This window comes from Serratia marcescens (genome assembly GCF_006715005.1).
Classification (GTDB): Bacteria; Pseudomonadota; Gammaproteobacteria; order Enterobacterales; family Enterobacteriaceae; genus Serratia; species Serratia montpellierensis.
This window is the reverse complement of the sequence record NZ_VFMJ01000001.1, coordinates 1,392,137-1,403,108: the sequence shown is the minus strand read 5'-3', so window position 1 is coordinate 1,403,108 and position 10,972 is coordinate 1,392,137. Positions and strand designations below refer to the sequence as shown.

10 protein-coding genes are annotated in these 10,972 nt (G+C 56.9%); 2 read left to right on the top strand and 8 right to left on the bottom strand.

The genetic code is table 11. The annotated features are described in order from the left end of the window. Positions 1 to 35 precede the first annotated feature (35 nt). The 3 genes from cbl to chaB form a co-directional block, all read right to left on the bottom strand. Positions 36 to 989, bottom strand: coding sequence for an HTH-type transcriptional regulator Cbl (gene cbl, locus FHU12_RS06675; RefSeq protein WP_110610940.1), 954 nt, complete (start codon positions 987 to 989; stop codon positions 36 to 38). A gap of 302 nt (positions 990 to 1,291) precedes the next feature. Then, entirely contained in the window at positions 1,292 to 1,987 is a 696-nt protein-coding gene (locus FHU12_RS06670) for a gamma-glutamylcyclotransferase (RefSeq protein ID WP_141968206.1), read from the bottom strand. A 250-nt stretch (positions 1,988 to 2,237) separates the two neighbouring features. Further along, the gene (gene chaB / locus FHU12_RS06665) at positions 2,238 to 2,465 is read right to left on the bottom strand and encodes a putative cation transport regulator ChaB (RefSeq protein WP_049202016.1); all 228 of its coding nucleotides are present in this window, start codon (positions 2,463 to 2,465) and stop codon (positions 2,238 to 2,240) included. 130 nt (positions 2,466 to 2,595) lie between these two features. Between chaB and FHU12_RS06660 the strand changes: the two genes are divergently transcribed. Further along, complete coding sequence (locus tag FHU12_RS06660) at positions 2,596 to 3,414, top strand: siderophore-interacting protein (RefSeq protein WP_141968205.1); 819 nt, start codon at positions 2,596 to 2,598, stop codon at positions 3,412 to 3,414. A gap of 294 nt (positions 3,415 to 3,708) precedes the next feature. After that, on the top strand, positions 3,709 to 4,812 hold the full coding sequence (chaA, locus tag FHU12_RS06655) for a sodium-potassium/proton antiporter ChaA (protein WP_063990237.1): 1,104 nt from the start codon (positions 3,709 to 3,711) through the stop codon (positions 4,810 to 4,812). A 36-nt stretch (positions 4,813 to 4,848) separates the two neighbouring features. Here chaA and lpxO read toward each other — a convergent pair whose 3' ends face one another. The 5 genes from lpxO to efeU all read right to left on the bottom strand — a co-directional run bounded on the left by lpxO (position 4,849) and on the right by efeU (position 10,805). Beyond that, the gene (gene lpxO, locus FHU12_RS06650) at positions 4,849 to 5,751 is read right to left on the bottom strand and encodes a lipid A hydroxylase LpxO (protein WP_025303230.1); all 903 of its coding nucleotides are present in this window, start codon (positions 5,749 to 5,751) and stop codon (positions 4,849 to 4,851) included. Between the two features lie 234 nt (positions 5,752 to 5,985). After that, a complete protein-coding gene (gene phoH, locus FHU12_RS06645) occupies positions 5,986 to 6,774 on the bottom strand; it encodes a phosphate starvation-inducible protein PhoH (protein WP_015378226.1) in 789 nt (262 codons plus the stop codon). Positions 6,775 to 7,492: 718 nt separating this feature from the next. Further along, a complete protein-coding gene (efeB, locus tag FHU12_RS06640; RefSeq protein WP_141968203.1) occupies positions 7,493 to 8,791 on the bottom strand; it encodes an iron uptake transporter deferrochelatase/peroxidase subunit in 1,299 nt (432 codons plus the stop codon). 11 nt (positions 8,792 to 8,802) lie between these two features. Further along, positions 8,803 to 9,939 carry an iron uptake system protein EfeO gene (gene efeO / locus FHU12_RS06635; RefSeq protein ID WP_141968201.1) on the bottom strand — a complete coding sequence of 379 codons (1,137 nt, stop codon included), beginning with the start codon at positions 9,937 to 9,939 and terminating at the stop codon, positions 8,803 to 8,805. Between the two features lie 20 nt (positions 9,940 to 9,959). After that, positions 9,960 to 10,805 carry an iron uptake transporter permease EfeU gene (gene efeU / locus FHU12_RS06630; RefSeq protein WP_074025827.1) on the bottom strand — a complete coding sequence of 282 codons (846 nt, stop codon included), beginning with the start codon at positions 10,803 to 10,805 and terminating at the stop codon, positions 9,960 to 9,962. Between the last annotated feature and the right edge of the window lie 167 nt (positions 10,806 to 10,972).

The window sequence follows — 10,972 nt, the reverse complement described above, 5'->3', positions numbered from 1 at the left end:
AGGATGCGCGGCAGGCATTGCCTGCCGCTTATTGATTAAATCTGGTAGTCAATCACCGTATCCAGCTGCGACGAGAAGACCTTGTCCTTGATTTCGGTCAGCGACAGTGTCGGATTACATAGCTGGATAAAGCGCCAGGCATAGTTGCGCTGCAGCTGGCTGCGTTTCAGGCCCAGCCATACCGTATTGGGTTCAAACAAGTGCTCGGCGTTGAGACTCACCAACCCGCGATCGCGCTCTTTTTCATACGACATGTCCGCCAGCACGCCCACGCCCAACCCCAGTTCGACATAGGTTTTAATCACGTCGGAGTCTTGCGCGCTGAGCGCGATGTCCGGCGTCAGGCCCGCCGCTTTGAACGCCGCATCCAGCTTCGCGCGCCCGGTAATGCCCTGGCGGTAAGTGATCAGCGGCAAGGTGCTGAGCATCTCCAGCGTCACCTGCGGCTGACGCGTCAGCTCATGTCCTTCCGGCACCAAAATGGTGTGATGCCAGCGATAGTAAGGGAACGCCGCCAGCGATTCGTCGCTCATCAGCCGTTCGCTGGCGATGCCGATATCGGCTTCGCCGGCGGCCAGCATCGAGACGATCTCCTCCGGGCTGCCCTGATTGAGCACCACCCGCACCCGCGGGTATAGCGCGCGAAACTCTTTGATCACCCCCGGCAGGCTGTAGCGCGCCTGGGTGTGCGTCGTCGCGATATGCAACTGCCCCGAATCGTTGCTGCTGAAGACGTCCGCCAGGCGACGGATGTTATTGGCGTCGTTGAGAATACGTTCCGCCACCACCAGCAGCTCTTTGCCGGGTTCGGTCATGCCCAGCAGCCGCTTACCGCGGCGAATGAATATTTCAATACCCAGCTCTTCTTCCAGCTCGCGAATATGCCGACTGACGCCGGACTGCGAAGTAAATAAGGTATTGGCGACCTCGGTCAGGTTGTAGTTGCAGCGCGCCGATTCGCGAATAATTTTTAATTGTTGAAAGTTCATCCCCGTCTCCCTGTTTCTTGCGATAACCTCTGTCATATTGATACGGAGTCACGCGGGGCTGAACAAATAAGAAATAGCCTTTAGTTATGCAATTTAATACTAAGTGAATTATTTATCGTTACTTTCGGGGGGTAAAGATGGGAGTGGATGATGAATGGCTTTAAAAATAATGAGATAAGTAACCACACAAAAAAAGAGCCTTAAATAATCATGCAGAATAAAGTTATTAAATAGAGGTATTAGATATATGAAAAAGGGCTCAGCACGCTGAGCCCTTTACTGTCTACCACCCTGCCAACGCCTCAGGCCGTGGCCTCAGCCCCGAAAGCGCCGGGGCGGTTCTGCTGCAACCATTGCTGTACGTAGCGCACCAGATCGCCGATGCAATCATCCTGCATGCCGTGGTGCTTCAGCTCGTTATCCAGCGCAAACAGGTATTGCGCGTTGGTGCCCAGCGGGCCGCTGGCGCTGGCGATCAATGGCGCGATCACCTGATAGCTGGTGTCTGCTTCAAACAGCGGATGTTGAGAATTCATCACGAACACCAGTGCGGTAACCCTCTCGCCGCCATCCAACTGCAGTTCACACCAGGTGGGCACGTAGCAATCGGTCACCATTTCACGCTTCCACAGCAGCTCCAGCTCTTCGCGCAGCTTGCTTTCCGGCAGACGGAAGGCCAATCCCGTCGTCTGGCCGCCAGCTTTCAACGCCAGCATGCGCCCTGGCTGATGTAGCGTGCCGCGCCCGGCGGTCAGCCGCATGCAGAACGCCCGGTGCCAGCCCTGCAGCGTAGCGGGCCGCACTTCTTCCGATTCGAAAACTGGATTCCACATCAGGGAACCGTAACCGAATATCCATACGGGGCTGTGATCCGGCCGGCGCGATAAGGTGCAATCCAACGAGGCTGCACGCTGTTCAGGCGTCAGCAGCAACGACTCCTCAATAGCGCCGTATGCAGTTTTGCAATCCGCTTTTTGCAGAAAATCTCGCGTTAACACTGATATTACCTCCCGGGAATACGATTTCTCGTCTTCCCTCGCCACTGCTGAACCTTTGATGTTTTATTTTCGGCGGCGGATTTTTATTAATTCAATCACCGCGCCTAATAGAAATGACCTTATTCTTTTCCTGACGCGCAATCAAGTTACAAAACCGCGTTAAAGTGAAAAAGTATTTGTACTGAGCAGCAATAATATTAATTGCCGAGGTCAGCATAACGTCTGCACGATTTTATCAGGGCATAAAGCGTTACTTTTTGTGCCAACGCTCATCATCTCCCTTGCGATAGCTTTGCTTGACCGCCGCCCAGGCCACCTTGTGCGCCGTCTCCTCCCGGCTGTCGTCACCGCGTCGGTCTTCCGGATCCCGGTATTGTTGCCAGGCGCTGTTGAACGCTTCTTTATAGATCGCCTGAGCATGGGCCGGCAGCACATGCTTCACATTGTCCGGCAAGTCGTTCGTGTCTTGATAGGGCATCACGTCCTCCCGTGCGTATTCCGTGAAGCTTAAGCCTAGCTCACACTCAGTTGCGCCTCAATGAGCAAACAATTCTCATTATCAAACGGCATGGTATACTCACCGCCAAACGAACTATAAGGAGATCCCCGTGACTACCGAAGCCCCTCGCTCACGCGCCCCCTACCTGATCGCCGTCAGCGCCGTACAGGACATTACGCCGCACCTGCGCCGCATCACCTTTACCGCGCCCGATCTGCGCTACTACCCGGCCAACGCCGCCGCCGCACACATCAAGGTCTTTTTGCCGCTCGCGGGCCAAACACAGCCGGACCTGCCGACGCTGACCGAAAACGGCCCACGCTGGGCCGCAGATGCCGTACGCCCAATCGTGCGCACCTATTCCATTCGCGCCGTGCGCCCGGAACAGGCGGAAGTGGACATCGAATTCGCGATTCACGATCACCAGGGGCCGGCAGTCGACTTTGCGCGCCAGGCAAAAGCCGGCGATAAAATCGGCATCAGTAACCCGGGCGGCCCCAAACCGATGCTGCCGGCGGCCGATTTCTACTGCCTGGCGGGCGATCCTTCCTCGCTGCCTGCGCTGGCCGCGCTGTTGGAAAACCTGCCGCCGCACAGCGCCGGGCGCGCTTTCGTCCGCGTAGACAGCACTGCCGACGTGATTGACCTGAAAAAACCGGCCAGCGTTGAGGTGAATTGGATCGTCGGCGGCACGGAGAAAACCGACGAATTGGTCGCTCGGTTCCGCGCGCAGTCTCTGCCGCAGGGCGAAACCCACTTCTGGCTCGCCGGTGAAGATCGCCTGGTGGTAGATCTGCGCCGCTACCTGCGCCGCGAACGTCAATGCGATCGTAATCGTCTTTATGCCGTACCTTACTGGCGTGAAGGGCTAAATGAAGAGGGTTACCACAATAAACGGCATGAAATCATGGATAATATTGACGACTAACGGCTGTATTTTCCTTGATTAACCGCATGCTAAATAAGTAAACACGACTTTTCTCATATCTAACGTTAAAAATTGGCGTTATTGCGTAAAAGTAAGTAAATAAAACCGCACCCCGTGCGGTTTTTTTGTTACCCTGATCACATAAAGCAAGCAATTGCTTTCTCAGATAAAAACAACATCACACCGGCGCCGTGGGTGTATCCTAATATAAAATACCTACTGGAAACGCAGAGTTGCCGCATCACGGCGACCGGCGCTGACGGGCTACGCTGTTTGAGAAGGAGTGCCACCCTCATGAAGTCGCAACACGATCCTGGCCGATCCACCAAATCTCGCCACACCGAATACTCGCTGATCTTCCCCATCGCCGCGCTGGTGGTGTTGAATCTGTGGAGCAGCACCACTCACTTTCCGCTGATCGTCGGCATCAATATTCTCGCGCTGGTGGGGATCCTCAGCAGCGCCTTCAGCGTGGTGCGCCATGCCGACGTGCTGGCCCACCGGTTGGGTGAACCCTACGGCTCGCTGATCCTCAGCCTGTCGGTGGTGATCCTCGAGGTCAGCCTGATCTCGGCGCTGATGGCCACCGGCGACGCCGCGCCGGCGCTGATGCGCGACACGCTGTATTCCATCATCATGATCGTTTCCGCCGGCCTGGTGGGTTTCGCGCTGCTGCTCGGCGGGCGCAAGTTCGCCACCCAGTACGTCAACCTGGGCGGCATCAAACAGTACCTGATGGCGATTTTCCCGTTGGCGGTGATCGTGCTGGTGTTCCCGAGCGCGCTGCCGGGCGGCAACTTCAGCACCGGACAAGCGCTGTTGGTGGCACTGATCTCCGCCGCCATGTATGGCGTGTTCCTGGTGATCCAGACCAAAACCCACCAGAGCCTGTTCGTGTACGAGCATGAAGACGACGATGGCGACCCGCATCACGGCAAGCCCTCTTCCCATAGCAGTGCCTGGCATGCCGCCTGGCTCGTCGTGCACCTGATCGCGGTTATCGCCGTCACCAAGTTCAATGCCAATCCGCTGGAAGGCCTGCTGACCAAGATGAATGCGCCGGCGCAGTTCACCGGCTTCCTGGTGGCGCTGTTGATCCTGTCGCCTGAAGGGCTGGGCGCGCTGCGCGCCGTGTTGAACAATCAGGTGCAACGTGCCATGAACCTGTTCTTCGGTTCGGTGCTGGCGACCATCTCCCTGACGGTACCGGCGGTCACCATCATCGCCACCCTGACCGGGCAGACGCTGATCTTCGGCCTGCAAACGCCGCATATCGTGGTGATGCTGACGGTGTTGCTGCTGTGCCAGCTGTCGTTCTCGACCGGCCGCACTAACGTGCTGAACGGCACCGCCCACCTGGCGCTGTTCGCCGCCTACATGATGACTATCTTCGCCTGATCAAAAAGGGGCGCACACAGTGCGCCCCTGTCTTCGTTATACCGAGAAGAATATCGCCGCGGCGATCCCCCCGAACAAAATCCACTTGATGATGTAATAACCGGTACGGTTCCAGGCCTTCAGGCGTTTCCCCACTCGACGTATCGCATAGATGTATTTGAACATCTTGTTGACGCCGCCGGTGCGATCGCCCTCTTCGTTCGGCGCGGTGGCGGCGCTCATCAGATTGCGCCCCAGCCAGTGGTTCACCGCCTGCGCCCAACGGTAGCGCATCGGCCGTTCGATGTCGCAGAACAGGATCAGACGATTTTGCCCGCTCTGATTTTCCGCGTAGTGCAGGTAGGTTTCATCGAACATCACGCCTTCACCGTCGCGCCAGCTGTAGCGCTCGCCGTCCACCTCAATAAAGCAGCGGTCATCGTTGGGGGTAATCAGCCCCAGGTGATAACGCAGCGAACCGGCATAAGGGTCGCGGTGGCGCGGCAAGCGGCTGCCGTCCGGCAGTTCGGCAAACATCGCCGCCTTGACCGAAGGCAGGCTGCGCAGCAGTTCCGTGGTCTGCGGGCACAGGGTCATGGCGGAAGGATGGCTGTCCTCATACCATTTCAGATAAAAGCGTTTCCAGCCAGTCTTGAAGAACGAGTTGAACCCGGCGTCGTTGAATTGATCGGACGCTTTGATCTGCTGGATCTCCATCAGCTTCTGTCCTTCGTCGCGGATGGTTTCCCAATTCTCCCGCAGTACCGCCAGCTCAGGGAACTGCTCCGGCTTCAGGTACGGCGTGGTCGGCACACGGGAAAACAGATACATAAAGACGTTCAGCGGTGCGGTAAAGGTGGAATGGTCAGACAGCTGTCGCCACACGTTGTAGCGTACCCGCCCGCGGTAATGCACATAGACGACGCATAAAATAAGCAAAATCAGAATGATATATTTCATGTTTGAATCGCATCAAGGAACTCACACTCAATGCGCCGCACGGCGCACACCCCAGATAGTGTCCTTTTGGCGGCGCACGCAAGTTGCGCGCCAATCTGGAACCCATTAATCATTAACGCTAACTCAACGAAAATCTATACAAATAACCACAATAATTTACACAAAGGCTAAACGAGAGGGGAAATTGCGGAGAGAAAAAAGGCCGCCGAAGCGGCCTTTCTATTAGCGGATAGGTTAACTGTAAGCGTTGAGCGTGCGCTGGCACAAAGCGGAGCGCACGCAGTCCTGTTTCTCAAAGCGGATAACGCCGATCATCTCGTCCTCTTCGAAGCGTTCCAGCGCGTCGCTGAGGCCGGATTTCACGCCGCGTGGCAAGTCGCACTGGGTCACGTCACCGTTAACGATAACCGTCACGTTTTCTCCCAGGCGGGTCAGGAACATTTTCATCTGGCTGGCGGTCACGTTCTGGGCTTCATCCAGGATAACGACCGCATTTTCGAAGGTGCGTCCACGCATATAAGCGAACGGCGCAATCTCTACCTTGCCGATTTCCGGCCGCAGGCAGTACTGCATAAAGGAGGAACCCAAACGGCGCACCAGGATGTCATACACCGGGCGGAAATAAGGCGCGAATTTCTCGGAGATATCACCCGGCAAGAAGCCAAGGTCTTCATCCGCCTGCAAAACAGGACGGGTAACGATAATCCGATCCACCTCTTTATGGATCAGCGCCTCCGCCGCCTTGGCGGCGCTGATGAATGTTTTGCCACAGCCGGCTTCGCCGGTGGCGAAGATCAGCTGCTTATTCTCTATGGCTGATAAGTAATGACCCTGAGCTTCGGTTCTAGCCTCGATGGGTGAGCTATCGCGCTTGTCTCGCGCCATGCCGATAGACTCGACTCCCCCCATTTGCACCAGCGAGGTCACAGACTCTTCTTCCAGCTGGCGATGACTACGAGCGTCACGACGAATAACGCGTTTCGCTTCACGACGTGCTTTGATCACTGCTTTCTGTCTACCCATAGTGGCACCTTACAGTTTGTTTCACCTACCGCAACGGCCAGGCCGCGCGATTATGTTTCACACACGTATTAGGTTTTGGCCTCCTCCGAGCCAATAAGAGCCAAGGGACAAGGTGAATCGACGGCAACGCTTAAGCGCCGTGTCTTCACGGGACAACGCGGACTGCATCAATAAACGTGGAGTAAAAAGTGATGAGATTCGATAGCGATAAGAGTGCGGGGTTGCCGGTAAAAGAGAGTCGGAGAGAGAACCCTCGTTACAACGAGAAATCAGGGGAGATGTGTTATTTTTTCTTTCCAGCCCAACCAAGGACTTTACCATTAGCGATCCCCGCAGTGATATTTACAGCTTCAAGCTGTGCACCGTGTGAAAACTACCGCCAGATGATTACAGTATAATGACATTCAATCCTGTCGCGTTACTAAAATGTAAAAAAATTTTATATCTTTTGTTTTCAGTTAGCGCAAAAACACTATATCACGCTCGGCACGTCATTCCATAAAAATTTTTACCCTATAAATATCAACAAATTACAATTAAAAACCGCGAATGACACTTTAGTTTCTCGATTAAAATTTGCACAACCAAAAGTCGGCGGGCCCTTCAGATTTTTTAATTCGCAGGCGACGGATTGAATTGAACCCCGTCGCTTAATGTCCCGCACAATAGGCAAGCCAACGTAAAACGAGGCGGAAGATCCCGCCTCGTCATTGCGCGCTTAGGCCTTGAGCAGGCCGCTGGCCAAATAGTCGCCGCCCTCTTTCACGCCCGGCAATACGAAGAAATACCCGCCGCCGATCGGCTTGATGTATTCTTCCAGCGCTTCGCCGTTGAGCCTTTTTTGCACCGTCAGGAATCCTTTTTCCAGATCGGCCTGATAGCAGACAAACAGCAGCCCCATTTCCAGCTGCCCGGCATTGGAAACGCCAAGGGAATAGCTGTAGCCACGCCGCAGCATCAGGTTGCTTTGGCTTTCCGGCGTGCGCGGGTTAGCCAGCCGAATGTGCGCATCCATCGGGATCACCTTGCCGTCAGGATCGTTCGCGTAGTTCGGCTCGTCATGTTCATGCTTCATGCCGAGCGGCGCGCCGCTGTGCTTTTCGCGACCGAAAATGGTTTCCTGTTCCTGCAGCGGCGTGCGATCCCAAAACTCCACTCGGAAGCGAATAATGCGCGCTGCCTGGTAGCTGCCGCCCGCCGTCCACGCCGGCTCGCCGACGTTGTCGCCGACCCACACCACCTTATCCATCAGCGGTTTGTTGTCGGTTTTCGGGTTGGCGGTGCCGTCTTTGAAGCCCAGCAGGTTGATCGGCGTTTCTTTGCCTTTGCTGCGCGCCGCATGCGCGGAGATAAATCCTTCCCGCTTCCAGCGCACGCTGAGCAGATCCGGCGAATGCTTGATGATGTCGCGCAGTGCGTGAATCACCGTTTCATTGGTGTTGGCGCAGATCTGCAGCAGCAGATCGCCGTGGCAAAGCCCGGCGTCCAGCGCATCGTTGGGGAAGCGGGTCATTTTTTGCAACCGCAGCGGCTTTTGCGCCTGCAGGCCAAAGCGTTCGTCGAACAGCGATGCGCCGACCGAGACGGTGATGGTCAGGTTATCCGGGTAAATCTCCGGCCCCATGATCCCCGAATCAAGCGGCGGCAGCTTGGCGTCCACCTCCGGCGCCTTGCCGCCGTGGGTCAGGAACGCGATGCGATCGGTCAGCAGCCGGAACAGGCGCTCCAGATCCGCTTTGCTGGTCGCCAGCACGTCGAACGCCACCAGCATCATCGCCGCCTGTTGCGGGGTCAGCACCCCGGCCTGATGGCGGCCATAAAACGGCTGTTTCTGCCAGCGCTCATCCTGCGGCGTCGCCAACGGCTCCGCCACGTTGCCCGTCGCCTGCGCCAGGCGGGTGCCGCCCAGCGCCAGTGCGCTTAGCCCCAGCCCCTGCAGCAAACGGCGCCGCGAAGGCGATGCCGCCCCCTGAGAATGCGGATGAGGCCCGTTATTCGGGCCTGCCTTGTTGCTCATAACCGTATGCCTCAGTCCAGACCCAATACGCCGCGCAGTTGGGAAAGGTCTTCCGCCAGCGTGGTGATCGGCCCTTTCAACGCATTGCGATCGGCATCGGTCAGCTTCTCATAGGACTCATAGCCCTCTTTGGTTTGGTACTTCGCCAAAATGGTGTCGACGGTTTTGAAGTTGGCGTCGATCTTGTCCAGCAGCGGCTTGTTGGCCTTGACCAACAGCGGGCGCAGCAGGTTGACTATCTTCTGCGCGCCGTCGACGTTGGCCTGGAAATCCCACAGGTCGGTGCGGCTGTAGCGGTCTTCTTCACCGCTGATCTTGCTGGCCGCCACTTCTTCGATCAGCCCGGCTGCGCCGCCCACCACCTTGCTCGGCGGGAAGGTCAGTTCACTCACGCGCTTTTGCAGCTCTACGGTGTCGTGGTACAGGCGATCGGCGTAGGCGCCCATGTCTTTGGTGGAGTTGTCGGCAAACAGCGCCTTCTCCAGACGGTGGAAACCGGTGAAGTTCGGATCCGCCGATTTCTTCTCGTAGTCGTCTTCACGGGCGTCGATGCTGCCATCCAGATCGGAGAACAGCTCGGCGATCGGCTCGATGCGTTCATAATGCTGGCGGGTCGGCGCGTACAGCTTGCGCGCTTGCTCCACGTTGCCGGCCTTCACCGCGTCGGTGAACAGCTTGGTCTGTTTCACCAGCCCATCGACTTCTTTGATGACGTAGACTTTGTATTCGGCGATCGGGCCAACCAAGTCCAGCGCGTTCGGTTTACCGTCGGTGGCGCCATTGCTTGCCGCGGTGACGGTCAGTTTGCCTTTCGGGTTGCTGAGCAGCCCACAGGTCATGTCGTATTCGCCCGCTTCCAGCGTGGCGGTCATTTTCTGGGTGAAGCCCGGCGCGATGTTCTCGCGCTCTTCCACCACCATCACCCCTTTCAGGATTTCCCATTCGACGTTTTTCTGGCTGGTGTTATGCACCACAAACTGCGTTTTGCCTGCCGGCACCGTCAGCTGCATCGGTTCGCACTGCTTGTCGTTAACCGTAACCTTGACCTGCGGCACGTCCGCCGCCAACGCGTCGATGCTCAGCGCAAACGCCGGGATAGCCAGTAATGCTGCGTGCAACGCCTTGCGGCGAAATAACGGAGTAGACATACGAGATTCCCTATTAAACATTAATGATTGATTTTACGTTGCGCCGGGGCCGCTGCCGGCTCCGCGCGCTGCGGCAGGAAAAAGAAAATCAGCGCCGGGATCAGATACAAGAAGTAGACCGCCACTTCGCTGACCGTCGGCGCTTCCTGGTACCCGAGGATGCCTTCCAGCAGGGTGCCGAACAGCGAATGGGTCGACAGGGTGCTGCTGAAATCGAAGGCGATAGCCTGGAAGTGGTTCCACAGGCCGGCTTCGTGGAAGGCGCGGATCGCTCCGGCGGCCAGGCCGGCGGCGACGAACAGAATGAACAGGCTGGTCCATTTGAAAAACTTGGCCAGGTGCAGCTTCACCCCACCCCAATAAATCATCATGCCCAGCACGATGGCGGCCACCAGGCCGAGCACCGCGCCGATCGGCGCTGCGGCGCCCACGTCTTGCTGGAACGCCGCCAGCAGGAAGAACACCGACTCCAGCCCTTCGCGCGCCACGGCGAAGAACACCATCGCCACCAGCGCCCACCCCTGCCCTTTACCGGCGTTGAGCGCCTGATCGATCGCCCCTTCCAGATGCACCTTGACCGACTTGGACACCTTACGCATCCAGAACACCATATAGGTGAGGATCAGCACCGCCACCACCGCCACGATGCCCTCGAACAGCTCCTGCTGTTTCTGCGGGAACTCGCCGGTGGTTTCATTGATGAAGATGCCGAGCGCCAGACACAGCGCCGCGGCGACAATCACGCCGATCCACACCGCGCCCAGCCATTGGCTGCGCTGCGTGCGTTTCAGGTAGCTGGCGATCAGGCTGACGATCAGCGCAGCCTCCAGCCCCTCGCGGAACATAATAAGAAAGGGAACGAACATAAATAATCACCCCTGAAAAGACCGCAGCGGCAGAGAAAACTGACTCGAAATGAGCGGCGGCAACTCTGTAAAGAAACGTAAAAACCAACGAGAGTGATTATCATTCTGCCAAGAAGAAATACAAGAGGCGCAAGCGTGATTTTTTCTAATCAAATGTCGCCAGGTGT